General features: G+C 42.4%; 23 protein-coding genes and 6 tRNA genes. 7 read left to right on the top strand and 22 right to left on the bottom strand.

The features are described from left to right. Positions 1-132: 132 nt before the first annotated feature. On the top strand, positions 133-1,200 hold the full coding sequence (locus ACMXYR_RS07345; RefSeq protein WP_415884899.1) for a 3-deoxy-7-phosphoheptulonate synthase: 1,068 nt from the start codon (positions 133-135) through the stop codon (positions 1,198-1,200). Between the two features lie 203 nt (positions 1,201-1,403). Here ACMXYR_RS07345 and ACMXYR_RS07340 read toward each other — a convergent pair whose 3' ends face one another. The 10 genes from ACMXYR_RS07340 to ACMXYR_RS07295 all read right to left on the bottom strand — a co-directional run bounded on the left by ACMXYR_RS07340 (position 1,404) and on the right by ACMXYR_RS07295 (position 7,067). Continuing rightward, the gene (locus ACMXYR_RS07340) at positions 1,404-2,513 is read right to left on the bottom strand and encodes an Hpt domain-containing protein (RefSeq protein ID WP_415903511.1); all 1,110 of its coding nucleotides are present in this window, start codon (positions 2,511-2,513) and stop codon (positions 1,404-1,406) included. A 72-nt stretch (positions 2,514-2,585) separates the two neighbouring features. Beyond that, entirely contained in the window at positions 2,586-3,875 is a 1,290-nt protein-coding gene (gene clpX / locus ACMXYR_RS07335; protein WP_415903510.1) for an ATP-dependent protease ATP-binding subunit ClpX, read from the bottom strand. A 122-nt stretch (positions 3,876-3,997) separates the two neighbouring features. Next, positions 3,998-4,624, bottom strand: coding sequence for an ATP-dependent Clp endopeptidase proteolytic subunit ClpP (gene clpP / locus ACMXYR_RS07330; RefSeq protein ID WP_415884403.1), 627 nt, complete (start codon positions 4,622-4,624; stop codon positions 3,998-4,000). A 184-nt stretch (positions 4,625-4,808) separates the two neighbouring features. Then, a complete protein-coding gene (gene tig, locus ACMXYR_RS07325; protein WP_415903509.1) occupies positions 4,809-6,125 on the bottom strand; it encodes a trigger factor in 1,317 nt (438 codons plus the stop codon). 312 nt (positions 6,126-6,437) lie between these two features. Then, a tRNA-Leu gene (locus ACMXYR_RS07320) sits at positions 6,438-6,522 on the bottom strand. 60 nt (positions 6,523-6,582) lie between these two features. Further along, positions 6,583-6,667: transfer RNA gene (locus ACMXYR_RS07315), tRNA-Leu, on the bottom strand. A 19-nt stretch (positions 6,668-6,686) separates the two neighbouring features. Beyond that, positions 6,687-6,762: transfer RNA gene (locus ACMXYR_RS07310), tRNA-His, on the bottom strand. A 25-nt stretch (positions 6,763-6,787) separates the two neighbouring features. After that, a tRNA-Leu gene (locus tag ACMXYR_RS07305) sits at positions 6,788-6,872 on the bottom strand. Between the two features lie 20 nt (positions 6,873-6,892). Further along, a tRNA-His gene (locus ACMXYR_RS07300) sits at positions 6,893-6,968 on the bottom strand. 22 nt (positions 6,969-6,990) lie between these two features. Then, a tRNA-Arg gene (locus ACMXYR_RS07295) sits at positions 6,991-7,067 on the bottom strand. A gap of 394 nt (positions 7,068-7,461) precedes the next feature. Here ACMXYR_RS07295 and folD point away from each other — a divergent pair. After that, complete coding sequence (folD, locus tag ACMXYR_RS07290) at positions 7,462-8,316, top strand: bifunctional methylenetetrahydrofolate dehydrogenase/methenyltetrahydrofolate cyclohydrolase FolD (RefSeq protein ID WP_415884401.1); 855 nt, start codon at positions 7,462-7,464, stop codon at positions 8,314-8,316. Positions 8,317-8,377: 61 nt separating this feature from the next. Here folD and cysS read toward each other — a convergent pair whose 3' ends face one another. Next, on the bottom strand, positions 8,378-9,763 hold the full coding sequence (gene cysS / locus ACMXYR_RS07285) for a cysteine--tRNA ligase (protein ID WP_415903508.1): 1,386 nt from the start codon (positions 9,761-9,763) through the stop codon (positions 8,378-8,380). A gap of 67 nt (positions 9,764-9,830) precedes the next feature. Beyond that, positions 9,831-10,748, bottom strand: coding sequence for a hypothetical protein (locus ACMXYR_RS07280; protein WP_415903507.1), 918 nt, complete (start codon positions 10,746-10,748; stop codon positions 9,831-9,833). 148 nt (positions 10,749-10,896) lie between these two features. Between ACMXYR_RS07280 and ACMXYR_RS07275 the strand changes: the two genes are divergently transcribed. The 3 genes from ACMXYR_RS07275 to ACMXYR_RS07265 all read left to right on the top strand — a co-directional run bounded on the left by ACMXYR_RS07275 (position 10,897) and on the right by ACMXYR_RS07265 (position 14,419). After that, entirely contained in the window at positions 10,897-12,228 is a 1,332-nt protein-coding gene (locus ACMXYR_RS07275) for a diguanylate cyclase domain-containing protein (protein ID WP_415903506.1), read from the top strand. Positions 12,229-12,319: 91 nt separating this feature from the next. After that, entirely contained in the window at positions 12,320-13,648 is a 1,329-nt protein-coding gene (locus tag ACMXYR_RS07270; RefSeq protein WP_415903505.1) for an ATP-binding protein, read from the top strand. 141 nt (positions 13,649-13,789) lie between these two features. Beyond that, entirely contained in the window at positions 13,790-14,419 is a 630-nt protein-coding gene (locus ACMXYR_RS07265) for a DUF5610 domain-containing protein (RefSeq protein ID WP_415903504.1), read from the top strand. A 41-nt stretch (positions 14,420-14,460) separates the two neighbouring features. Here ACMXYR_RS07265 and ACMXYR_RS07260 read toward each other — a convergent pair whose 3' ends face one another. The 5 genes from ACMXYR_RS07260 to ACMXYR_RS07240 all read right to left on the bottom strand — a co-directional run bounded on the left by ACMXYR_RS07260 (position 14,461) and on the right by ACMXYR_RS07240 (position 18,845). Further along, positions 14,461-14,643, bottom strand: coding sequence for a hypothetical protein (locus ACMXYR_RS07260; protein ID WP_415884395.1), 183 nt, complete (start codon positions 14,641-14,643; stop codon positions 14,461-14,463). 157 nt (positions 14,644-14,800) lie between these two features. Then, entirely contained in the window at positions 14,801-17,023 is a 2,223-nt protein-coding gene (locus ACMXYR_RS07255; RefSeq protein WP_415903503.1) for a YgiQ family radical SAM protein, read from the bottom strand. Between the two features lie 149 nt (positions 17,024-17,172). After that, entirely contained in the window at positions 17,173-17,571 is a 399-nt protein-coding gene (locus ACMXYR_RS07250; RefSeq protein ID WP_415903502.1) for a DUF2750 domain-containing protein, read from the bottom strand. 217 nt (positions 17,572-17,788) lie between these two features. Continuing rightward, positions 17,789-18,373, bottom strand: coding sequence for an HD-GYP domain-containing protein (locus ACMXYR_RS07245; protein ID WP_415903501.1), 585 nt, complete (start codon positions 18,371-18,373; stop codon positions 17,789-17,791). Positions 18,374-18,419: 46 nt separating this feature from the next. After that, on the bottom strand, positions 18,420-18,845 hold the full coding sequence (locus ACMXYR_RS07240; RefSeq protein WP_415903500.1) for a response regulator: 426 nt from the start codon (positions 18,843-18,845) through the stop codon (positions 18,420-18,422). A gap of 672 nt (positions 18,846-19,517) precedes the next feature. Here ACMXYR_RS07240 and ACMXYR_RS07235 point away from each other — a divergent pair. Continuing rightward, a complete protein-coding gene (locus ACMXYR_RS07235) occupies positions 19,518-20,942 on the top strand; it encodes a DEAD/DEAH box helicase (RefSeq protein ID WP_415903499.1) in 1,425 nt (474 codons plus the stop codon). Positions 20,943-20,994: 52 nt separating this feature from the next. Here the strand turns inward: ACMXYR_RS07235 and ACMXYR_RS07230 are convergent, their stop codons facing one another. Genes ACMXYR_RS07230 through ACMXYR_RS07220 form a run of 3 tightly spaced genes read right to left on the bottom strand, consistent with a single transcriptional unit; the run spans position 20,995 to position 24,528 of the window. Further along, entirely contained in the window at positions 20,995-21,333 is a 339-nt protein-coding gene (locus ACMXYR_RS07230) for a hypothetical protein (protein WP_415903498.1), read from the bottom strand. A gap of 7 nt (positions 21,334-21,340) precedes the next feature. Then, on the bottom strand, positions 21,341-23,770 hold the full coding sequence (locus ACMXYR_RS07225) for an EAL domain-containing protein (protein ID WP_415903497.1): 2,430 nt from the start codon (positions 23,768-23,770) through the stop codon (positions 21,341-21,343). A gap of 17 nt (positions 23,771-23,787) precedes the next feature. Next, entirely contained in the window at positions 23,788-24,528 is a 741-nt protein-coding gene (locus ACMXYR_RS07220) for a substrate-binding periplasmic protein (protein ID WP_415903496.1), read from the bottom strand. A 187-nt stretch (positions 24,529-24,715) separates the two neighbouring features. Between ACMXYR_RS07220 and phnN the strand changes: the two genes are divergently transcribed. Further along, positions 24,716-25,276, top strand: a complete 561-nt coding sequence (phnN, locus tag ACMXYR_RS07215; protein ID WP_415903495.1) for a phosphonate metabolism protein/1,5-bisphosphokinase (PRPP-forming) PhnN — start codon at positions 24,716-24,718, stop codon at positions 25,274-25,276. A gap of 10 nt (positions 25,277-25,286) precedes the next feature. On the opposite strand, the gene ACMXYR_RS07210 is transcribed toward phnN, so the two are convergent. After that, the gene (locus tag ACMXYR_RS07210) at positions 25,287-26,048 is read right to left on the bottom strand and encodes an ABC transporter permease (protein WP_415903494.1); all 762 of its coding nucleotides are present in this window, start codon (positions 26,046-26,048) and stop codon (positions 25,287-25,289) included. A 3-nt stretch (positions 26,049-26,051) separates the two neighbouring features. Beyond that, the gene (locus tag ACMXYR_RS07205; protein ID WP_415903493.1) at positions 26,052-26,969 is read right to left on the bottom strand and encodes an ATP-binding cassette domain-containing protein; all 918 of its coding nucleotides are present in this window, start codon (positions 26,967-26,969) and stop codon (positions 26,052-26,054) included. Positions 26,970-26,981: the final 12 nt, after the last annotated feature.

The raw sequence follows: 26,981 nt of genomic DNA, 5'->3' as shown, positions 1-26,981 counted from the left end.
GACCATCTGCATACTTATAACCTTCATAGGTTTATGGTAAAACAAGCGACACATTGACAAAGAGTCTAGAGAGCCCCAGTGCTAAAAGCGCTCAATAACGTAAAATAGCTCTCTATTGTAGGATAAGAACTAATGACCGATACACGTGTTGAAGATTTAAATATCGAATCAAATAGCGTTCTGATTTCCCCAGATGCGCTTAAGGCTGAAATGCCAATTTCTGAGAAAGCAGCTCAAGCAGTAATGCAAGGCCGTTCTGTTGTTCGTGATATTCTTGACCGTAAGGACCCTCGTTTATTCGTTGTCGTGGGCCCTTGCTCTATTCACGATACAGAAGCAGCGATCGAGTATGGTAAAAAACTGGTTGAGCTTCAGGAAAAAGTAAAAGATTCCTTGTATCTGGTTATGCGCGTGTATTTTGAAAAACCACGTACAACTGTAGGCTGGAAAGGCCTAATTAATGATCCAGACCTAAACGACTCTTTCGAGATCGAAAAAGGTCTGCACACTGCGCGTAAACTTCTTTTAGATCTATCTGAAATGGGTTTGCCGCTAGCAACTGAAGCACTAGATCCAATTTCTCCACAGTACATGCAAGATTTGATCTCTTGGTCTGCAATCGGTGCACGTACTACTGAGTCTCAGACTCACCGTGAGATGTCTTCTGGTCTATCTTGTGCTGTAGGTTTCAAAAACGGTACTGATGGCGGTCTAGAGGTTGCTACAAACGCACTTAAATCTGTTAGCGCGCCACACCGCTTCCTGGGTATTAATGAGAGCGGTCAGGTTTCTATCGTACATACTAAAGGCAACCAGTACGGTCACGTTGTACTTCGTGGTGGTGGCGGTAAGCCAAACTACGATTCTGTAAACGTAGCGCTTTGCGAACAAGCACTAGATAAAGCTGGCCTAGCAAACAACATTATGATTGATTGCAGCCACGCAAACTCAAGCAAAGATCCAGCTCTTCAGCCGCTTGTTGCTGAAAATGCGACCAACCAAATCATCGATGGCAACAAATCTATTGTTGGCTTGATGATTGAAAGTAACCTTGCTTGGGGTAACCAGTCTATCCCTGCAGATCTAAGCGAGCTTGAATACGGCGTATCTGTAACAGATGCTTGTATCGACTGGGAAACAACTGAGAAGTGCCTAGTTGAGATGAACGAGAAGCTGAAGCCTGCTTTAGCTAATCGCTAACAAATTCAGCTTCAATAAAAAAAAGCGCATAGGGTAACCCATGCGCTTTTTTTAGTTTTCGGAGAGGATATAAACCTCTCCATCACCGTCAAACTCTAATTGTTCCTGCGGCATTTGGCCTCCAAGTCAGATTAAAACCAAATACAGTTTGCCTCATCTAACTTGGCTTACCAATATGGAATAACCCATATAGCCTTTATGGGTTACAACGTTAATTTATGCGGGTCTGAATGCCCCAATTGGGTTAGCAACTCAACAAACTTTGGATCAAATCGATAACCGCTTTCACTATTGATACGACTGATTGTTTTAGCGACCGCGATTTTCGGCTTGTGGTCTTTTCTCAATCGGAGATAATTTTGCTGATAAAACTTCAGCATTGAAAGAATCATACTACCTGCAGGAATATCCTTGCCTTTCTTGCCATAGGGACCGCGACCATCAAAACGCTCAAAACTATACTCAATCAGCTTTGATGCTCCTAGCCATTTGCCACCTAATTTTAAAAAACCAGCAGACAACTCCAGCTGCTCTTTAGCTTTTGCTTTTTCCCATTCAGCTGATTCGAGCCCTATATCAAAAACTGGGGATGGAACAAATTTACTGCCCAAATTTTGGAAGCTAAATGCAGCCATCAGCTGATCATCACTTTCTGGATATTCTAATTTCTTATTTAATGAAGAACCTATCGAAATAAGTTTGGATAAATCTCCTTGCTGCTGGATGGACTTAGACTGCAAAATTTTGGCAATCTTTTCCATAAAACCAAGATCATCAAAATCTTTTAACTGCTCTTGTACTTCGAGTTTATCTAAGACACTATCATTGATACTTTGAGTCGCCGTCAGAATGCCTGAAAAGCTTTCTAAGGTGGCTTGAGCCGCATCGTCACGTGATGACTGGTCTGACTTTAAAACCTGCAGCACTCCCTTTTCCAGAAGCTCAATATCAGATGAATTAATGGCAATGCCATTGACTCGATCAGCCACCAACTGCTCTAAGCGAGTAAATACAAAAGCGATAAACTCACCTTGAACGGGTGTATAGGAAAGCTTACCTTTTCTAAATTCATCTACTAAATCTTCTAATCTATGGCAGACGTCAGCAATACTGTCGAGAAAAACCATATGACAGTTACCTTTAACAGAATGTACCGCCCTAAACATCTGATTCACAATTTCAGGATCATAATTGCAGTTCAAGGAACTAAAACAGTGATCTAATTCCTCCATCGCTTCCTTAACGCTAGAGTAGAACTCAGTTTTAAGTTCATCACTTAGATGCTGAAACCCTTGATCATTCGCTTCCGACATTATTCACCATTTCGATTAGCCACAAAAAAAGGATAGCAAAGCTATCCTTTTTTATAACATATTATTGAATACTTATTCTTCAGGCATCGCTTTAGGTTGATCTGTGTTCTCATAAATGAGGATAGGATCGTTATCACCCTCGATCACACCCTCATCTATCACAACCTTGCTAACATTCTCCATAGAAGGCAACTGATACATAATATCTAGTAACGTAGCTTCCATGATTGAACGTAAACCACGCGCACCTGTTTTACGCTCAAGAGCCTTACGTGCCACAGCTTTTAATGAAGCTTCGCGGAAATCAACCTCAGCACCCTCCATATCGAACAGCGCAGCGTACTGCTTCGTCAAACTGTTCTTAGGCTCAGTCAGGATCTGAATCAACGCTTCTTCATCCAGCTCTGCAAGTGTCGCCACCATTGGTAAACGACCTACAAATTCAGGAATCAAACCATATTTAACCAGATCTTCTGCTTCTAGCTCACGAAGGCTGTCAGAAACCGTTTTCTCTTCATCTTTGCTCTTAACAACAGCACTGAATCCGATAGAACCTTTCTCTGAACGATCACGAATAATCTGTTCCAGGCCAGCAAATGCGCCACCACAAATAAACAGGATATTAGACGTATCTACCTGCAAGAACTCTTGCTGAGGGTGCTTACGACCACCTTGTGGAGGAACAGAAGCAACTGTGCCCTCAATCAGCTTAAGTAATGCTTGCTGTACACCCTCACCCGATACATCGCGAGTGATAGATGGGTTATCCGACTTACGTGAAATCTTATCGATCTCATCAATGTAGACAATACCAAGCTGAGCTTTCTCTACATCGTAATCACACTTCTGCAGAAGCTTTTGAATGATGTTTTCTACATCTTCACCTACATAACCTGCTTCAGTTAGCGTAGTAGCATCAGCAATAGTGAATGGCACATTCAATAGACGTGCTAGCGTTTGAGCAAGCAAAGTCTTACCGCTACCCGTAGGGCCGATAAGAAGAATGTTACTTTTGCCTAGTTCAACGTCTGAATTACTGCTCTTTTGGAAGCGTAGACGCTTGTAGTGGTTGTATACCGCTACAGCAAGTACTTTCTTAGCGCGATCTTGGCCAATAACATATTCATCCAGAGCTGCACTTAGCTCTTCTGGAGTCGGCAGGTGATCGCTCTCTTCCTGAGGCTCTGCTTCTTGTATTTCTTCACGAATGATGTCGTTACATAGATCAACACATTCGTCACAGATAAAAACGGACGGCCCAGCAATTAGCTTACGTACTTCATCCTGGCTTTTGCCGCAGAATGAGCAGTACAGCAACTTACCGCTGTCATCACCATCTTTACCTTTGATTTCGTCGGTCATTCGACTTCCTCATAATTCTGTATCAGGGCTATACCCTATATTGCTACTCTGCTTCACATTTCAACCCTTATACAAACAAACAGGGTGAACCTTATGATTATAGTAACAATTTCTACTCAGGCTTAATCAGTGTTACGACGATCAAGCACTTCGTCAATTAAACCGTATTCTTTAGCAGCGTAAGGGTCCATGAAGTTATCACGATCTGTATCACGAGAGATCGTTTCTAGATCTTGACCTGTATGCTCTGCTAACAACGTATTTAATTTATGACGAATACTCAAAATCTCTTTGGTATGAATCTCAATATCAGTTGCCTGACCCTGGTATCCACCTAACGGCTGATGAATCATTACACGAGAGTTAGGTAACGCAAAACGCTTACCTTCAGCACCACCGGCTAGTAGGAATGCACCCATACTCGCTGCCTGACCCAAACACATAGTGCTCACGTCTGGCTTAATGAACTGCATAGTGTCATAGATAGACATACCTGCAGTTACAGATCCACCCGGGGAATTAATATAGAGATGAATATCCTTATCCGGGTTCTCCGCTTCTAGGAACAGCAACTGCGCAACAACCAGATTAGCCATATGATCTTCTACAGGACCCACAAGAAAGATCACACGCTCTTTTAACAGACGGGAGTAGATATCGTATGCACGCTCACCACGAGCCGACTGCTCTACTACCATAGGCACTAGACTACTCAAAATATCTGAGCCACCTTTACCAAAATCCGCCATGTATCACTCCTTAAAACGGAAATAACCTAAACACAAGCACTCGATAATACTACGTTGATTAATTCAGGCAATAGCTTTAACCAACAACACTGCATTTATCATGCGCTAAAAACAAAAAAACGACAGCCAGCTTTCGCTAACTGTCGCTTTTACAGTAGTGACTTTTACGCCAGAAGAGCGTTAATTAAGCTGCAGCACCCTGCTCTGGCTTAATTGCATCTTCGTAGCTAACAGTAACGTCTGTTACTGTAGCAGCTTCAAGTAGGTTATCTACAACCTGCTCTTCAAGAACTAGACCTTTGATCTGACCTAGCATCTCTTCGTTACCCATGTACCAATCGATAACTTGCTGAGGATCTTGGTAAGTTTCAGCCATTTCTTCTAGTGTTTCTTTAACACGAGCTTCGTCAGCTTCTAGTTCATTTACTTTGATCACTTCTTGCATTAGAAGACCGATCTTAACGCGACGGTCTGCCTGATCAGTGAACATTTCTTTTGGAAGCATGTTTGGATCCATATCAGAATCTGGACCCGCAAACTGCATTACAGCTTGACGACGTAGGTTGTCGATTTCACCATCGATTAGTGCAGCTGGCACTTCGATTGGGTTAACTTCTAGAAGCTGAGTGAATACAGCATCTTTAAGTTTCATTTTAAGAGCCTGCTTAAGCTCACGCTGCATGTTCTTCTGAACTTCAGCGCGGAAAGCTTCTTCAGTTTTCTCTTCTAGACCAAACTTCTCGAAGAATTCTTCGTTTAGTTCAGCAAGAACCTGCTCAGAAACAGTATGCACTTTTACTTTGAATACAGCATCTTTACCTTGAAGGTTTTCAGCTTGGTATTCTTCTGGGAACGTAACGTTTAGCTCAACGTCTGCACCTGCAGTAGCGCCCGCTAGACCGTCTTCGAAACCAGGAATCATTGAGTTAGAACCTAGAACAAGGTCCATGCCTTCGCCTTTACCACCGTCGAATGCTTCACCGTCGATGAAACCTTCGAAATCGATGCGTACGCGATCGCCTTCAGCTGCAGCGCGCTCAACTTCGTTCCAATCAGCTTGCTGCTTACGTAGCGTTTCGATCATCTGATCTAGATCAGCATCGTTTACTTCAGCTGCTTTCTTTTCGATCTCTACTTTAGAGAAATCAGCTAGAGCGATTTCTGGGTAAACTTCGAATTTCGCAGTGTATTCAAGGTTTTCACCTTCAACATCTTTTGTGAATTCGATTGCAGGCGTGCCAGCTGGGTTGATCTCTTCCTGCTGAAGCGCTTGATAGAAGCTTTCCTGAACCACTTGGCCAAGAACTTCTTCACGAATACCTTTACCGTAACGCTGCTTAACAACTTTTACAGGTACTTTACCAGGACGGAAACCGTCGATACGTACTGTACGTGCAGTCTGCTGGATACGCTTGTTAACATCCTGATCGATGCGCTCTGCTGGTACGGAAACCTTCAACAGGCGCTCTAGGCCAGAAGTCGTTTCAACGGAAACTTGCATGTAATGCCTCACAAATAAAATGCTTGAATCAATAATCTTCAACAGACCGACGTATTGCTAACGCTGCTTGATCTGCACAGCCGCTCGTAAATTTCGAGCAAAATCAAAGCGCGAAATTCTCCGGCAAGCAGCTTAATTAGTCAAGTTTAGTAAGCAAAATAACGTATAAGAAATGAAAATTATTATTAGATAGATCACTTAGATCAACAAATAAGCTAGAAATAGCTTTTAGGATCAGATAAACAAAATAATAGTAATGATTATACAAGCTAGAAGCAGCTTTAAATGAGAGAAGAGTTAAAGATCAATCAATGGTGCGGACGGAGAGACTCGAACTCTCACACCTCGCGGCACCAGAACCTAAATCTGGCGTGTCTACCAATTCCACCACGTCCGCAGATAGATCTTTTACACATAGCTTGAAACTGATTACACCAAAACAACGCTTCGTTGTAAATGGTGCGGACGGAGAGACTCGAACTCTCACACCTCGCGGCACCAGAACCTAAATCTGGCGTGTCTACCAATTCCACCACGTCCGCAATCTATGTGTATCGTTAATGGGGTGGATAATGGGGCTCGAACCCACGACCGCCGGAATCACAATCCGGAGCTCTACCAACTGAGCTATATCCACCATAACGATCGTTTTGTGTAGTACATGGTGCGGACGGAGAGACTCGAACTCTCACACCTCGCGGCACCAGAACCTAAATCTGGCGTGTCTACCAATTCCACCACGTCCGCAGACTACACAAGAGATTTAATGGGGTGGATAATGGGGCTCGAACCCACGACCGCCGGAATCACAATCCGGAGCTCTACCAACTGAGCTATATCCACCACTAAATCTCGTTCTAACAAATGGCACGCCCACCAGGACTCGAACCTGGAACCTACGCCTTAGAAGGGCGTTGCTCTATCCAGTTGAGCTATAGGCGCCCGACTCATTTGTCAGACCTCAGACTTTGGCCTTAACTAGCGTCTAGCGCTTTGTTTTGGCCGCCTCGTCTTGAGGAGGTGCGCATAATATACACCCTAAATTTTGCCGTCAACACTTTTTTTATCTTTTATTTCAAAAGTTTTATATTGATCATCTAACAACCAATAATTGGCTATTTATCAAGCAGTTATCCCATTTTTGGCTATTAAATTGATCCGATTGATACTCTAGCCACCAGTTTCAGCTTTTTCGGTGCTAACGCACGTCTACTTTCTTACTTCTCAATTACTTGTACCTACTTATATAGCTAATTCACAAAAGGCGCTTGGACGAAATACTCAACCATGAGAGAATTCACCCCAGATAAAACTTAATAAAGGACCCTCCCTTTAAATGAGCGCACAGATTATTGATGGCAAGCAAATTGCCGCAGATGTTCGCCGTCAGGTTGCTGAAGGTGTTCAGCAGCGTATCAACGACGGTAAAAAAGCTCCTTGCCTAGCAGTACTACTTGTAGGTATGGACCCAGCTTCTCAGGTTTATGTTCGTAATAAGAAGAACGCTTGTCAGGATGTAGGATTTGAATCCCGCTCTTTTGACCTGCCTGCAGAAACGACTCAAGAGGAACTACTGAATCTAGTTGATGAACTAAACCAAGACGATTCAGTTAACGGTATTTTGGTACAGCTTCCTCTACCAGAACATCTAGATGGCAATGAGATCCTTGAACGCATCCGTCCAGAAAAGGATGTTGATGGATTCCACGCTTTCAATTTAGGTCGTCTAGCTCAGCGCATGCCTGTTCTTCGCCCTTGTACTCCAAAAGGCGTTATGACGCTACTTGAATCTACAGGCCAAGATCTACATGGTATGGAAGCAGTTGTTGTTGGCGCATCCAACATCGTTGGTCGCCCTATGACATTAGAACTGCTTCTGGCGGGTTGTACTGTAACAACAACTCACCGCTTCACTAAAGACCTTGAAGCGCACGTTCGCCGTGCGGATCTTGTAGTAGTCGGTGTTGGCATTCCTGGCCTTGTGAAAGGTGAGTGGATCAAAGAAGGCGCTACAGTAATTGATGTAGGCATCAACCGCCTTGAAGATGGTCGCCTAGTTGGTGATGTGGGTTATGAAGCTGCAGCAGAGAAAGCCGGCTTTATTACCCCTGTTCCAGGCGGTGTAGGCCCAATGACCGTGGCTACGCTGATGGAAAACACATTAGAAGCAGCAAACAAGCAAGACGCTTAAGTTTGTTACTCAATAAAAAAGGCAGCCTAGGCTGCCTTTTTTATTTCCGCTAGTAACTGGCTCAGGCTTCCCTGAACCAAGTCGTACCTTCGCGGCTATCTTTTAGAATGATGCCCTGCTCTGCCAACTCATCACGAATACGATCAGACTCTGCGAAGTTTTTCGCTTTCTTCGCTTCCGCACGCTGAACAATCAACGCTTCGATTTCATCAGAGCTAAGCTCACCCTCTTTGTCTTCGCCTTTCAAGAAGGCATCAGCATCTTGCTGCAGTAAACCAAGAATAGAACCTAAGCGCACCAATTGGCCAGCAAGTTTACCTGCTTCTGGTGAGTTTTCACGTGTCGTCTTGTTCAACTCATTCACAAGCTCGAACAGAACTGAGATCGCTTTTGGCGTGTTGAAGTCATCATTCATCGCTTCAACAAATCGTGCATCAAAATCATTTGCTGGCGCCTCATCAGAAATTTCAACACCACGCAGTGCTTGATAGAAACGCTCCAACATAACACGCGCTTCTTTTAAGCTATCTTCGCTGTAATCGATATAAGTACGATAATGAACACGTGCTAAGAAAAAGCGAACCACTTCTGCATTGTATTTTTCCAACACATCACGAATCGTGAAGAAGTTACCTAGAGATTTAGACATCTTCTCAGAGTTCACACGCACAGGACCTGCGTGCATCCACGTATTTACATAAGTACAACCGTTTGCGGCTTCAGATTGTGCAATCTCATTCTCATGGTGTGGGAACGGTAGATCGGGACCACCACCATGAATATCGAACGTTGGACCCAAGCAGCATTTAGACATAGCTGAACATTCAATATGCCAACCTGGACGACCTAGGCCCCAAGGAGAATCCCAGCTAACCTCGCCCTCTTTCGCTGATTTCCACAATACGAAATCCAACGGGCTTTCTTTAGCTTCATCAACTTCAACTCGTGCACCAGAACGCAGCTCATCAACATTTTTGTTAGTCAGCCTGCCGTACTCTTCAAAACGCTCTACACGGAAGTAAACATCCCCATTAGATGCTGGGTAAGCAAAACCTTTCTCTACCAGTGTTTCGACTAGAGAGATGATATCTCCGATATGCGCAGTCGCTCTTGGCTCTTGCGTTGGGCGAAGAACAGAAAGTTTCGCCTCATCCTCATGCATTGCTGCAATCATACGTTCCGTTAACTGATCAGGTGTTTCATCATTCTCAGCTGCACGCTTAATAATCTTATCATCGACATCGGTGATGTTTCGCACATAGTCCACATCCCACCCCTGTGAACGAAGGAAACGAGTAATAACATCAAATGCCACCATCACACGCGCATGACCAATATGACACAAGTCATAAACGGTCACTCCGCAAACGTACATTTTGATTTTGCCTTCTTCTAGCGGCTTAAACGGAGCTTTTTCTTTGGTCAGTGTGTTATAAATTTGAAGCATAACTCGTAACTTTATAATTTCGAAAAATAAAAAGGGGCGTTAGTATAAATGAATTAGCAGTCTGCGGCTAAGGAAACTCAGTAGGTACAGTTAAATTTAACTCACCCACACCTACATCTAATAAAAGACTTTTCTCAGTACTCAGAACTAAACGCCCATTCCGCTCTCGGTCCCAAACCAATGCTTCCCATTGAGCATAAGGCTGTATATAAGTCCTGTGTGCACCCTCCCAATTCGGACGATCAGTCATAGGAACAATCCATAGAAATGAATGTCCAAAAATCTTCTGTTTGGCATATCCTAATAGAGCCAACCTTTTAGTAACAGGATCGTAGTCAGCAGCGGTCACCAGACCTTTGACATCAAAGCGCTCCGTCAATGTTACAGATTGCTCTGTCGCACTCTTATCGAGCTTATAAAGATGAGTTTGTTCGTTTTCCCTATTCTTAGTGAAAAGCCACAGTTCATCGTTAACCACCGTTAGCGCTTCGCAATCTAAGTTATGACTTTTTGGTGTAACATTCTCTGGTCGATCAGCATAGTTAAACCTCAATATTTCAGGTGAGATAATCCCGCCCGAGCGAGTGGACTGTAGATCACTCCAAGTAACTTTATAGATCTGTAACTCAATGCGTCTACCGCGATTATTACCGCAGTCAGCTATGTAGAGATAAGTTTCATCTTGAGCAAGCTCTTCCCAATCAATATTTTTTGCATTCCCTACTTTGATTGTTTTGACGATATTGTGCTGTGGGTCTAACGCATAAAGATACGGTCCATCACCACTATCATTGATGGTCCACAACAATCCCCCCCGAGAAGCCAAACCTGACGTTTCTTGCACACGATCAGGCCAAACAGAGTAACCTTCTATCACTCCATCCCAACCTTTAGCTTTTGGTACAGGTGCTCGTTCTAGCAACGGTTGCTGCTGAGCACACCCCCAAAGCAAAAGCGATAAAAAAACCACTGCTGAAAACTTCATTTGATTAACCTAAATCTCTCAATAAAACAGATGACATTCACTGCTTTTACTACAGAAATACATAGCCACACTGTATATGACTAGACCTTTGTCGTAAAAACTGTAAGGATTCGAAAAAAGTATAAAAAATAAACAGGATGTACCAGAAATGGATAACGACCAATTTGGCCAGCAGGACCTTGGCCCCTCCCTAGCACAGCTCAACACTCCTATCAGGACATCCGTGGTAGAGGGAAACCAAATTGCGTCGCAACAACTATCAATCCTTTCTGCCCTACCTCATCCTGCTTGGATTAAAAACCGTCGTGCTGAGTATCTTTTCGTGAATGATGCATATGCCGAGTTACTCGATATGCCTGCAAAATACATTAAAGGTAAAACAGATCGACAACTTTTTCCTAAACACCTACACGCCCAACTGGTTGATTCTGATGCTCAAGTGTTTTTATCACAAACGCATGTTGAATTAGAAGGACTGCACCTTAACACCAGTTGCCAGCACAGCTACTGGTTAAGTAAAGCACCACTCAAAGATAAGCATGGTAAGGTTAATGGCATCATTGGCCTGATGAAACGATCTGTTCAACCAAATACTGACCAACCTTCCATCTGTAAACTAGCTGAGAATGCAGTCCAACAGAGCAACGAAGCTATTGTCATCGCAGATATAGATTTTAATATTACGTTGGTTAACCCAGCCTTTGCCAGGCTTACAGGCTTCACCGAACGAGAAGTTATCGACCAACCCGCCAGCGTTATTAATGCAACTTGGTTAGCGCCTGAATTTATTGAAAGTATCAATAGCAATTTGCAATATAAAGGCTATTGGGAAGGTGAAACCTGGAGCCGTAAAAAAGATGGTCAGCTATTTAGTGAGAAAATTAAAATTTCTGTTGTACTCAACAAAGAGGGTGAAAGAACCCACTATATTGGCCAATTCCTAGATAACACCGAACAGAAACAAACTCAGGAAAAACTTGAGTTTTTAGCGTTTCACGACCCTCTAACCGGCTTAGCCAATCGGGCACTTTTTTTGGATAGGGTAACTTGTGCAGTTCAACACGCACAAAGAAATAAAACGCTTTGTGCGGTTATTTATCTGGATCTTAACGAATTTAAACCGCTCAACGACAAATATGGCCACCCATTTGGCGATAAGGTACTTACCATAGCCTCTCAGCGCTTGAATAATGCAGTGCGCAAAGTTGACACTGTATCTCGCCAGGGAGGCGATGAATTTGCAGTTTTATTAGAAGACACTAGCTCTATTGAAAGCGCTGTACTCGTTTCGCAAAAGATCATTGCATCCTTAAGACAACCGATGCAGATCGATGAAGTTGAAGTCACTATTGGTGCCAGTGCCGGAATTGCAGTTTTCCCTGACCATGGTAAAGACGGTAGTAAACTCATAGGGAACGCAGATAAAGCGATGTACGCTGCTAAGTTCCTTGGTGGTAACGGTTATTACCTATATAAGTAAGGTTTAATCCCTTTTAAATCTTTAAGTTATTTTGAAAAGATTTCCTATCAGGTCTAAAACTAAACTATGACTGATATTTTGGAATCTAAGTATGCTTCGCCCTGATCCAAGCAATCCCAGTAGCACACAAGAACAAAAGCTACTCGAGGAGATTGTGCATACTTACCCTCAACCGATTATAGTGATCGACAACGATCATAGGGTTCTCATTTGGAATAAAGCCTGCGAAAAAGTCTTCGGCATACCAGCAAAGGATGTTTTGGGAACAAAAAACCAATGGAAAACCTTTTACCCAGAACCTCGCCCAATTTTGGCTGATGTAATTTTAGACGACGATGAAGAGCAGCTTGAACAGTTTTATCCTGGTATTCACCGCAAATCACCGTTTATAGAAGGTGCGTATGAAGTAGAGAATTTCTTTCCCAAGCTTGGCAACAATATTGATAGATGGCTCTATTTCACCGCTAAACGACTCTACGATGAAGACGGCTGCCCTGTCGGTGCTATTGAATCAATAATAGATATAACCGAAAGAATGAATGCGGAAGCCGAGGTTCAACAACTTAACGAGTCACTTTCTGATCATTCTGAAAAGCTCGAAGAGGCCAATGAAGAACTTAAGGCGACCATGCTAAAACTAGCAAACACTCAAAAGCTCGCATCTTTGGGTAAATTAGTCGCTGGGATTTCCCATGAGCTTAATACACCCATTGGAAACATTCGTACAATCAGCACAGCTCTAAAGGCTGATACCTGTAGAATCCAAGATCAGCTTAACTCAGGCGAGATGACTAAATCTTCGTTAGAAAACTTTTTGAACAATGTACTTGAATCCTCAGACTTAATAGAAAAAAGCACCGCAAAAACCGCTGATCTAATTCTAAGCTGCCAGCAAATTTCCTCAAATGATAATGAATATGAACGGAGCCAAGTTGATTTAAGAGCATTGGTTGAAGAGGTTTTAAACCGACAAACTCAAGGCTTATCTAGATCCTCCATAATTGTAGAGAACTTAATTCCTCATCATATTTCTATGAATAGCTTCGCAGCCCCCATACAACAAATCTTTGATAATCTGATCAACAACACCCGTATGCACGCTTTCTCTGAGCAGCAATCCGGCAAAATTAAAATCTGCGCCCAAGTCATCGAAAAGAAAATCAAGTTAATTTATACAGATAGCGGTTGCGGCATTCCGACCAAAAACTTTGCTAAAGTCTTTGACCCTTTCTTTACCACCAAGTTTGGTCAAGGAGGTAATGGTCTCGGACTTTACATCATCTTTAATTTAGTCACAGGTGTGTTAGGTGGAAGCATCGAGCTTCAATCACCTAATGACGGTGGATTTGAATTACATATTACTTTACCTAGCACCTCCCCTTACGCACTTACTGCCGAAGATGACACTTACTACATCTAGAATGATGTTCTAATCCAATAATTTTCATGCTGAAAACTTTTTTAAAAACGATCGTTTAAATTGAATATAAACCAGTCACGATCGGGCCCGATGTCCAATACTTATATGTAAGGAGAAATTAATAAAACGGACGGATAGCTTATGCAAGTGACATCGACTAAAAACAAACCGCCGCAGAATGAACCTCAACTGCAAGATATCAATAAACAGGTACACCAAACCAGCTTTAACCCTTATCCAGATATGCACTCTAACTTCAGTACAAATTTAGCCGACCGGGCTCTATATCCTCCTTTGGCGCAAGTTTATGAAGAAGTCATTATGCTATTAGGCCAAGAACTCCAGAATGAAACAGGCAATGCTTTCTTGGGATCTAACCCAGCACCGTCAAGTAATGTTGGCCCCCAAGAAATTGCCACTGCCACACTTGAGTATATTACTCAGCAATTCCCTCTTTTTCGAAACGCACTACCTGAATTAAGTGAAGAACAATCTCTGGATCGCTTTATCAATTTAATCAATGAATCATTAAATCGAGGGGTTTTAACGGCAATAGAACAGTTAGAAGAGACGGCACTTACAGACAGTGACGAATTAAATGAACAGGTAGATCTATATCGAGAGTATTGCTTAGAAGGACTTGAAACCTTTATCCATAGTTTTGGATTCGGTTTTTTCTTTGATGCAACTGAAGATGAGGAGTTCACCTCCAACTTCCAAGCAGCAGATGAGTTCATCGACGATGAACTGCTAGATAAATTATTGACATAAAAAATGCCGCTTAGGCGACATTTTTTAGGAGTTCTTTCAAATTAATGCAGTTCGTCATATTTTTTACGAATAGCGGCTAATTTTGGCTGAATATCTAAAGGCGCATAATTCATCGCTTGTTCAAAAAGCTCCTTATTTTCCTCAGATAATCTCTCTTCTTCACTCATCTGAGTGAGCTTTTCCATCGCTTCAGTAAATTTAGGGTGTATTTTATCGGTAGTCATGACCAACCCTCCTCAAGACGTTCCACATTTAGGTAACTTAGCATGAACGTTTAGCTCAACTAAACCTTACTGCTATTCTAGCAATGCTCCTGATATACAACAGCACAATTTTGACATTTAAAACCACACTTAGTGCATTTAAATGACATTTTCATTATTAACGAGGTTTTACACTCTTCATTCTTTGCTTCTTACCACCTACTCGTTTCTTAGCCGGCTTAGGGAATGATTTGCCCGCTTTTGAATCTTGTCGTCTAGCACTCGCATTCTTATGCTTACCAGCAGCTTTTGATTTTACTGCAGGCTTTTTATTTACACTTCTGCGATTAGAGTTAGAGCTCTTCTCTTCCTCTGGGATCAAACATAATTCACGCTCCCCTATTAGGTCACCGTGTCCCATTTTAGGAAGCACCTGACGCAATAGCGGCCAGTTTTCGGGATCATGATATCGAAGCAGAGCTTTCTGAATTTTACGCTGATCAGTATTTTTTGGCGTATAGAGTTTTTCACTCTTATACGTCACTTTTTTCAACGGATTTTTATCAGAATGATACATCGCTGTCGCTAAGGACATAGGTGATGGGTAGAAAGTTTGCACCTGATCTACTTTGAATTCATTCTTCTTCAGCCAACGAGCAAGATTGACCATATCTTCATCTTCACAACCCGGATGCGCAGCGATGAAGTAAGGAATCAGATACTGCTTTTTACCAGCCTCACGAGAGAAACGATCAAACATTTTTTTGAATGCATCGTAAGTTCCCATGCCCGGCTTCATCATCTTGGAGAGCGTGCCATCCTCACTGTGCTCAGGCGCAATTTTGAGGTAGCCACCTACGTGATAAGTCACAAGCTCTTTCACATACTCAGGGTCCTCTACCGCAAGGTCGTAACGTAAACCTGAAGAGATCGAAACGGTATGTACACCCTCTACCTTACGCGCCTTTCTATACAACTCTGTCGTAGGACTATGATCGGTATTTAGATTCTTACAGATGGTCGGGTAAACACAAGACAGCTTACGGCAAGACGCTTGTATATCTGGATCATTACAATTCAGGTGGTACATATTTGATGTTGGACCACCTAAATCTGAGATAGCACCAGTAAACCCCGGTACTTTCTCTTTGATATCTTCGATCTCATTGATCACCGATTCATGAGATCGACTCTGAATAATACGTCCTTCGTGTTCGGTAATAGAACAGAAAGTACAACCACCAAAACAGCCACGCATGATATTGATCGAAAATTTAATCATATCGAATGCAGGAATCTTGTGATTACCGTAACGCGGATGCGGAATACGCTGATAAGGTAAGCCAAACACCTTATCCATTTCCGCCGTTTCTAAAGGTATTGGCGGTGGATTAACCCATAACTCTCGATGGCCATGCTTTTGCACCAAAGCGCGTGCATTGTGCGGGTTCGCTTCTTGATGCAGAACGCGCGATGCATGAGCATATAAAGCAGGATCTTTAGATACTTTTTCAAAAGAAGGTAAGCGAATATAGGTCTCGTCAGGGAGCTTCTCTTTACCTTTTAGTGGCGCAGGTATGATACGCAGAGGCTGAGGTTCATCGGCCTTAGACGCGTCTTTTTTATCGCAGGTAGCCGCATCGGTATATTCATATGGATTTGGTAACTGATCGATGTAACCAGGCCAATCGATTCGCGTTGAATCAACCTCAATGTAATCAGCAGGCAAGGCCGTTTTTAGGATCGCCGTCCCTCTAAGATCCTGAATCTCTTCAATAGTCTCACCATTAGCCAGACGATGAGTCAACTCAACAATTGCCCTCTCTGCATTACCATAAAGCAAAATATCGGCTGTCGCATCCAGTAACACCGAACGACGAACTTTATCACTCCAGTAATCATATTGAGCAATTCGACGAAGGCTGGCCTCAATACCACCCAGTACTACTGGCGTTTCACGATAAGCTTCTTTACAACGCTGGCTATACACAATCACCGCGCGATCTGGCCTTTTACCACCTAAGCCACCAGCCGTATAAGCATCATCATGACGCGTACGCTTATCGGCAGTGTAACGGTTGATCAGAGAGTCCATGTTGCCAGCAGTGATACCAAAATAGAGATTAGGTTGGCCTAACTCCTTGAAAGCATCAGCACTGGTCCAATCAGGCTGACTGATGATACCCACTCTGAAACCTTGCGCTTCAAGTACTCGTCCCATCACCGCCATGCCAAAGCTCGGATGGTCAACATAAGCATCGCCGGTGACAATGATGACGTCACAACTATCCCACCCCAATGCATCCATCTCCTCTCTTGAAGTCGGCAGAAACGGTGCTGGCGCATAACATTCAGCCCAATATTTAGGGTATGAAAACAGGTCAGGAGCGGTACGAGGCATAAAACGAGGCTACTTGAATATGAAATTAGGGACTATTTTCCCAGAAAGGCAGGTATACGCCCAGTGAAAAATTCTTAATATGGAAAATATTCAATGAAAGGAAGACTATAGAGAGAAACTACAGCCTTATACAGCTAGAATTAGATAGATTATTTACGCGCTAATTTTGCTGCTTTTTTCTGTAAGGCTTTTTCTAATTCTTCAGCATAAGTAACAATGCCATCCTGACTTTCAAATGGGCAAACCACTACAGCGAAGCCATCTTCTTCTAGCCCAGGCGTCCAGCGCTTATGCCAAACTGAGAGACTGATCGCTTCAGGTTTACACTTACTCCATTCTTCAGTTGCCCAGGCTTGGGCTAACTCTTGTGATGGCCAAACTGGTACACAGTCTTCATCATCCGTATTGAGCATCACGCAGCCGTATTCATCTGTCAAAATCCAAATCTGCTCATTAATTACAGATTCGGCAATAAAAAAACTATAGAGCTGTTCTTCATTATATTGCTGTAACTGCTCTAGTGTTGGATTGCCAGAATCATTTGACATAGATACCTCAAAAACGGTGCGTGAAGCGCATTAATGGAAAATGAGCATCAATTATACCCTACAGTCTTTCCAATAACCTTGAGATAATTATTGATCCACAAAACATACTCCTAATCTTGGGGTAGGCACTGCGATGTCAATACAGCTTTAAGGTCTTGAGTCATCTATTAATACAGTCTGTCTATTAATTTAAATGGATTTTAGCCTTCAACCTTAATCAATCAGCTAAATCTTTTTGAATTTGGATAATATCATCCAAGTGTTGTTGAAAGATAAGAATGAGATTTGGATCGAACGCCTTACCAGATTCTTTTACTATATAATCGGTGGCTTCCTCATATGACCAAGCTTTCTTATAAGGTCGTTCACTTACTAGAGCATCAAATACATCAGCCACAGATGTAATACGCCCTTCGATGGGTATAGATTCTCCGCTAAGACCTCTTAGGTATCCATTCCCATCCCAGCGTTCATGATGTGTAGCGGCAATACTACGAGCTAATTGTATAACTAGAGCATCGTTGCCAGACAAAAGATTGTATCCATGTTCAGTGTGTTGCTTCATGATACTCATTTCTTCTTCGTCCAAAGGACCTTGTTTTAATAGAATTCGGTCTGGTATACCTACCTTGCCTATATCATGAAGCGGTGCGGCTTTTTCAAGCATATAAGCGAGGTCCGCAGGTAAGCCTGCTCCCAGAGCGAGGATCCGACTAATTTTACCAACCCTTAAGACATGTTTAGCTGTTTCAGTATCCTTATACTCCCCAATCATTCCCAATAATTGGATTACGTTCTCCACCGTTTTATCTAATTCTTGGGTCCTGTTTTGTACAAGTGACTCTAATTTATTTTTTTTCGGAAGAAAGAACCTTATGCGCATTAGCAATTTTTAATGTGTTGTTTACCCTAAGGCAAATTTCAGCTTGATCGAATGGTTTATTCATAAAGTCGTTTGCACCATTTGATAAGCTTTTATTACGAAGATCAGCTCCCGTAGAACCCGTCAGTATAATTACTGGAAGTTGATCCATTTCCCAGCGCTGGCGAATTTGATGTAAAACTTCAAATCCATTTAATCCTGGCATTTCGACATCTAACAATATTAGGTCGAAGTCTTGCTGCTCAAGTTGAGGTAAAACTTTCCGAGGATCCGTCAAGGAAGTGATTGAGGTATTACTAACTTCAGTTTCAATTAACTTGCTAAGAATTAAAACGTTTGTCAGTGAATCGTCACAAATCAGAATTTTATGGTGATCAACATAGCTATTCATGCGTTTAATCCCTTAATGCACTTTACAAATTTCCATATTCCCAGCTTTGGAGTGCTGACTGGCCGTGTATTAGTGGAGAGCTATTTCATTTATTTCAAACGATTACAACAACAGTCTAGCCCTAAGCTTTTGTTTAGCAAAAAATACATACAAGCGAAAAAGAAAATAACCATATTAAATGAAAGGAATTCAACTTAAATGACTATTGAAGTAGCTCAACTCAATTGTAAACAGGCTTAAAACCGCATAATGAAAGCCTTTGCTTCAATCGGATTAAATTCATTAAGAGCCAATTAATATGCCTAAATTTCAATTTGGATTGTGACCGACAGATAACACAACATGATGAGTAACACTGGTGATGTAATTCACGCACTAGGATAAAGTCCCTAAAACGAAGTTTAAGCTGCTATGCACCTCTTATAATGCTAATATCCGCGCATTGATTACCTAGTATCGTATTATCTTAAGCAAACTACGTTTTTAAGAGTACTACGAGCTACCTGTAGAGCAGGAATGTAGTACGGTTCTCCCCTATCTCCTAAGGTTTCACAACGTTCAGTGTGATACCCATAGCTCCAATCAAACACTATGACTGCGTGTTATAAGTCGCTCTTTAAAGATCGACCTGAACGTTTTCACGCGAAGAACGCTTTCCTTAAGAGATAACATATGAACTTTACAGAGCTTGGCTTATCTAGCCCTATTCTTGATGCAATTAATGCTAAAGGGTATTCAACTCCTTCCCCTATTCAGGAGCAAGCAATCCCTGCTGTCATCGAAGGCCACGACCTTATGGCTGCCGCACAGACGGGTACTGGTAAAACCGCAGGCTTTACTCTCCCAATTTTAGAGAGATTAAGTCATGGTACACCTGCTAAACGCGGGCATGTTAGGGCGTTAATTCTTACCCCAACCAGAGAACTTGCTGCTCAAGTAAACGATAGTGTAGAAAGCTACTCAAAGAATTTAGCCATACGTTCAACCGTAGTTTTTGGCGGCGTAAAAATTAATCCACAAATTGCCAAATTAAGAGGAGGAGTCGATGTTTTAGTAGCGACTCCAGGTCGATTGATTGATCTCCACAATCAAGGTGCTGTTAAATTTGCTCAATTAGAAGTTCTTGTCCTAGATGAAGCTGATCGCATGTTGGATATGGGCTTTATTCATGACATTAAGAAAATCCTGAAGTTTTTACCTTCACAACGTCAAAACCTGCTATTTTCAGCGACATTTTCACCACAAATTAGAAAATTGGCCCAAGCCTTTGTATCTAATCCTGTAGAGATTTCTGTCACCCCTGCAAATTCCACAGCTTCAACGGTTAAACAGTGGATTTGCCCCGTAGATAAAAAACAGAAGTCGCAAATTTTAAGCCAACTAATCAAAGACAATGACTGGCATCAAGTGCTTGTATTCTCCAGAACTAAGCACGGCGCTAACCGCTTAGTTCGTCAGTTAGAATCTGCCAAAATCAGTGCTGCTGCCATTCATGGTAATAAAAGTCAGGGGGCACGAACCAAGGCATTAGCAGAGTTCAAAAGTGGTTCTATAAGAGTGCTAGTTGCAACGGATATCGCTGCACGCGGAATTGATATTGACCAATTACCACAAGTAGTTAATTTTGATCTACCTAATGTGCCTGAAGATTATGTTCATCGTATTGGTCGAACAGGTCGAGCAGGTGCAACAGGTCAAGCCGTTTCATTGGTAAGTGCTGATGAATTTGATCAGTTACACGCGATAGAGCGTTTAATCGGTAAAGTATTAGACAGAGAGATCATCGAAGGTTTCGAACCGGCACACGCTCTGCCAGCCTCAGACTTAAGCAAGAAACCGGCTCGAAAGAAATCGAATAGCAACAAGAAGCCCAAGCAGACTAAAAGCCATCGTGACGGTCAACGTTCGGGGGAAAATTCTCGTGGGCATAAGCCTCAAGGTAAAAACAAATCGCACAAAGCAAGTGAAGGTGCAGGTAAACACAAAGGCAATAGCTCTAAACCTAAAGGACAGAAGCCAAATTCACAGTCTGAAGGTAACAACAAAAAGCGCAGAGCCAAACGCTCATCTTCAAACCCTTGGGGCAACCGCACTTAACAAAACACACTCAGGCCAGTTTCTACTGGCCTGATACCCATAACAGGTTCACCTATAATGGATTTTTAAAATACTCCGCGATCCATTGATAGATCTGTTTTTCCGTTACTTTCTCAAACGCTAAAGCGTCAAAATCACCTTCAGGATCAGAGTCCATACCCGCAAATTGGTAACTAACAATATCGGGCTGTTGATCATGCAAGATAATAATTATCCGCTTACGGGTTCGTAAGCAATCGATCGTCATAACATCCGCAGGTATACCCTGCTTTCGCATATTTTGACTCACACCAATTAGCGGATCGATATCTGAAAAATCCCGCTGAATCGCTGTATGCGCTTCGGAAGCCTGTTCCCAAAGCAGTTCCAATTGTTTGCTTAACTCACTCATTAATTACTCAATCTATTACGACAACATCGTTGGAGGATGAAAACTCAATAAACCTATCAGCAGGTAGCGGTTTAGATAACAGGTAACCTTGGAAGCAATCACACCCCAGTTGAACTAGTGTGTCTTTTTCTTCAGTGGTTTCAACGCCTTCAGCAATAACCAGCAGCCCTAATCTATCAGCAGTCGCTAAAATAACTTCAACTATGGCAGCTTCTTCAGTTTTTGGTCTAAGGCCTGTTACGAATGAGCGATCTATTTTAAGAATATCCAGTGGCAAGTTTCGCAGATATTTAAGTGAAGAATAACCTGTACCGAAATCATCAATTGCAAAAGAAACCCCTTTATCCTTCAAAAGGCTCATCTTGTGGCTCGCTACTTCAAAATTATTCAGCAGCATATTTTCGGTAATTTCTAATTCAACTGCATCGCCTGGTAGACCATATTCATCCATTAGCTGGATAACTTGATCGACAAAGTCCACCTGCATAAACTGCATAGGGCTGATATTAATTGCAAGACGCTGAAAACTCTCTGGTAAACCATCAGATCGCCATTGGGCCAGATGCTTTAACCCTTCTCTTAAAACCCAATTGCCGATCTCAACAATCTGTCCGCTCTCTTCAGCAACCTGAATAAACCCACCAGGTAAAATTAATCCTTTTTCTGGATGCTGCCAACGGATAAGCGCTTCTGCTCCTATAAGATTACCGTCTTTACAAATTTGCGGCTGAAACCACAAGACAAATTGGTTGGATATAAGTGCCTGATGAAGTCCCTTTTCTACCTCTAAGCGCTCTTGGGCCGTAGATTGCATCTCAGGATCATAGAACTGAAAGCTATTTCGCCCCATAGCTTTAACACGGTATAGCGCTGTATCTGCCTGCCGAATAATATCCTGTGCCGATGCATCAGCAGCGGGGAATACAGCAATACCTATACTAGCCGTACAATATAGTGTGTGCCCTTCGATACAGAATGGCTCTGACATCACTTTTAGTATTTCTTGCGCTACGTGTGCAGATACATCAGCACAAACCTCAGAAGAACTTCCCGTTTCGGGCAAGAGAATAACGAATTCATCACCACCAAATCGGGCACATGTTGATTCGATTGGTAAGACATGAGTTAAACGTTGCGCGATATTATTAAGCAACTCATCGCCCACACCATGCCCCAGGGAGTCATTAATTGTTTTGAATCTATCAAGATCTAAGAACAAAACAGCACCGTAGCTATTATTCGCTTGGTGTAATTCGACTGAGGCTGTAAGCCTATCCAAATATAATCGGCGATTAGGCAGCCCCGTCAACGTGTCATAAAACGCTAATTCATGGATCTGTTTTTCAGCTTGCTTCCTAACGGAGATATCCCTAGCGACGATCAGAAGATATTCTTGGGATTGAAGTGTTAACTTAATGGCTCTCGCTTCTACTGGAAAAACTGTGCCATTGGCATTAATTTGCAGATCTTCAAAGGTGGTAACTTTGGCCTCACTAATACCTTCACACATCTGCTGGTATTCTTCGTAGGAGTAATTCTTACTGTAATCCGAAAGTTTTGTATTACAAAGCTGTTCTTTAGCTAATCCAAGAGTACGAGCACCTTGGTTATTAACGCGGAAGATTGTGCTATCTAAAGCACACAGAAACATTGCATCCCCAGCGTTATCCATAATCGATCGAGAAAAGTGCTCACTTTCAGATAGCTCAGCGACCATCTCGGTTAATTTATCGGTAACAGCTTCACGATCTTTCCAAAGCCCTGAAAAACTACGTACCAAATCACCTAATTCATCTTCTGCTGTATAGGGTAAAGCTGAACTTTTATCACCTGAGCGTAATTCGTTTACCCATTTTGCGGTCTTTACAATCGGTCGAGAAAGGAATCGATAGATTAAAATTAAGAAAATCGCAGCTAAAACTACATTGTGCATCAAGCCCAATAGCAAACTGTTGATAGCGCGATGAGTGAAATTATTAGCCACATAGATCGTGTCCAGCTCAACTATAAGCCGGGCTCTTTCATTGCCAGAATTAACAGCAGCCAGCTCCAGTTCCATCTCTATATAACGATTCAGGTCAAATAGCTGCTGGGTGGAAATCGAAAGAAAACTAGAACTACGAGTTTGATCCCTTCGATGCTCTGCTAAGGTTTCACTAAAGTCATCAATTAGCTGAGCATGATAAATGGTGGGATAAGAAACAAGTGACGAGGTTATCTCATTCGCCTGAAATGCATTCAGATTGTAAACAGCTTGAGCCGCTGTATCTCGATACATACTGATAATACGTGCGATATCCTCAGAAGTAGTTTTTCTCACCTGCTGAAGATCCAAGTAGATCTGTAAACCAGAAGAAAACAGTCCTAATAACAACGCAATAATTAAGATAAAGCGTGCTTGTTTGAAAGCAATCTTACGTCTTAAATTGAGGCTCATAACATCCTGTTTTGCCATTAACGGTAGCGGTCGTATATAGCTTGATACTGGCCATTGCTTTTGATTAAGCGTAAGCCTTCATTAAATTTATCCATCAGAGGCTCCGCTTCTGGGTACTGCTTGCTTAGACAAAGATGATATTGCCGAGGAGTTTGGCTCTTTAACCGCTTAATTTTGATTTTATCTTGCAACCCAATTAATTTCGCACGATGCTGAGTTGCCAATTCTCCGTTATAAAACACGTCAATATCACGAAAAATAATAGAACGAATACCACTGTCTATGTCAGGCACAGCCGAATGTACAATACCTGCCTGTATCAGTTCTTTTTGAATTCCCCAACCATCGACAACTGAAACTTTGACCTTAGCTAAATCCATAAAGCGGTTAATATCACTGCCATTGCGAACTGCACTTATTACAGCAACCTGGTGCGCTTCACTAAGAACATCACTGAATAAAATGTAACTCTCTCTTCCAGCTCTTTTAGAACAGGTAATCGTACCGGCGATGCGGCCATACTCTATACTCTTTAATATCCTCTTCCATGGGGCCGTTTGTATATCCGCATTAATACCTACAGCAGCAAAAGCAGCCTGCGTGACTTCCACATCGATACCATTAATAACACCTTTATCATCAATCATGGTGTAAGGAGGGTAATCAACTGTGTAAAGTTGAACTGTCTGACTAGCATGAGCATAAGGCAGCATGAGCAATACAGTGAAAGAGACCACCAAACGGTTTAATAGCGTCACTGTCATCCCCCTATGCATTCAATAACCTTGTAACAGACTAGGTTAATTTAAAGATGTATCAATTAAAAGAGGGTATACAAAAGCGGACATATTCATTCAACGATACCGAAGTGAGCCCAAAGCGGTAAAGCTTTAGAAAATTCACTTTGCTATAACTAAAATAAGCAATCTCACTATCGGAAAATTGATGAGCGGTAAACTTTTTTATCTTATGGGTGCCTCGGGCTCCGGAAAAGACACTCTCCTACAAGGCTGTAGACAACGCTTAGAACATAGCCATCAGGCATTTATCGCCCATAGGTACATCACGCGGGCTGCAGATGCCGGTGGAGAAAACCACATCCACCTTACAGAGTCTGAATTTCAACTACGCGTTGATACCGCCATGTTTGCTATGCATTGGGCTTCTCATGACCATTTGTATGGAATAGGTAAAGAGGTCGAGATCTGGGTTAAAGCGGGACTCAACGTCATTATTAACGGCTCTCGCCAGTATCTTCCAATAGCGATGCAACAGTATGATTTTCTCATCCCAGTGATGATAAATATTAGAACCGAGCTACTAAGAGATAGATTGCATAATCGCGGTAGGGAAACAGATTTAGAGATAGAAAAGCGTTTAAAACGCCACGCTGATTTCTTGGATCACATGCCGGCCGGCACTTTGTATATCGATAACAGCGGATCTAAAGAGGAAGGAATCGATGCCCTGATGGATATCATCACCGAGCACCGATTTATTCGTTAATCGTTACAATCTAGCTTCTGATGCGGTAGCCACTTCGGAATATCCAAGCAATGATTGCCATACAGCTCATCATAAACAGTATGGTCATTCCCAAACTTAGGCCAACATTCACATCTGCTACGCCATAAAATGCCCAACGGAAACCACTCACCAAATAAACAACAGGATTAAATAGCGAGATGGTCTGCCAAGGTGCAGGCAACATATTGATCGAGTAAAACGCTCCGCCCAAGAAGGTCAGTGGTGTAATCACCATCAAAGGGATGATTTGCAGCTTCTGAAAATCATCCGCCCAAATACCGATAACAAAACCAAACAAACTAAAAGTTATGGCGGTAATCACTAAGAAGCAGAGCATCCATAGCGGGTGCAAGATGGTGTAATCGACAAACAAGCTCGCCGTAGCCAGAATCAATAATCCCAACATGACCGATTTGGTTGCTGCCGCGCCAACATAGCCCGCTACAATTTCAAAAGGTGAAACCGGAGCTGACAACACCTCGTAAATCGTCCCAGAAAACTTTGGAAAGAAGATGCCAAACGAGGCATTAGAAATACTCTCACTCAACAGAGACAGCATTAACAGACCCGGAATAATAAACGCCGCATAGCTAATACCATCAATCTCCCCCATTCTTGATCCAATGGCAGTACCAAAGACAATAAAATAGAGCGACGTTGAAAGCACAGGGGATGCAATACTCTGCATCAACGTACGAAAGGTGCGCGCCATTTCGAACTTATAGATCGCCCGAATACCGTAAAAATTCATCACTTACTCCTGCACCAGTTCTACAAAGATATCTTCGAGTGAGCTCTCTGAAGAGTTCAAATCTTTAATCCCAACACCTAGTTCGTTTAATTTCGCTAACAATTCAGCAACTTGCTCACTTTCACTGGCATCATAAACATACTGAAGATATTCACCCCCTTGCTCTAAAGTCAGATTAAAATACTCCAACTCTGAAGGAATCTGCTCCATCGGCTGTTGAAGATGAATATGCAGGGATTTTTTACCCAATTTAGACATCAGCGTCGCCTTCTCTTCGATCAGGATAATTTCACCCTTACGAATCACTCCGATACGATCAGCCATCTCTTCGGCTTCTTCAATATAGTGAGTAGTCAAAATGATGGTCACTCCGTTATCGCGCAGCTCTCTAACCATCTCCCACATATCACGGCGAAGTTCGACATCAACACCCGCTGTAGGCTCATCCAAGAAAAGAATCTCCGGCTCATGGGACAGAGCTTTCGCAATCATCACCCTGCGCTTCATGCCACCAGAAAGCTCTAACATCTTTGAATTACGTTTATCCCACAGAGAAAGCTGCTTAAGAATTTTCTCGATGTAAGCCTTATCCGGTGCTTTCCCGAACAAGCCTCGACTAAAATTAACGGTCGCCCATACCGTTTCAAAAGCATCGGTGGTGAGTTCCTGCGGTACTAATCCGATTTTGGTTCGCGCCTGGCGATAATCCTTAGCAATATCATAACTGCCCGCTAAAACCGTGCCTGAGGTTCCACGACTAATTCCGCAAATAATACTGATAAGCGTAGTTTTGCCCGCGCCGTTAGGACCTAACAACGCAAAAATTTCACCTTTTTTGATATCAAGATTTACCGAACGTAAAGCAGTAAACCCAGAATCGTATGTTTTATTTAAATCCTGCACCTGAATAATCGGCTGCATTAAAAGCTAACT

Origin of the sequence: Neptuniibacter sp. QD29_5, from assembly GCF_047778125.1 — a bacterium.
Classification (GTDB): Bacteria; Pseudomonadota; Gammaproteobacteria; order Pseudomonadales; family Balneatricaceae; genus Neptuniibacter.
The sequence above is the reverse complement of the archived record's forward strand: the minus strand, read 5'-3'. Positions and strand labels throughout refer to the sequence as shown.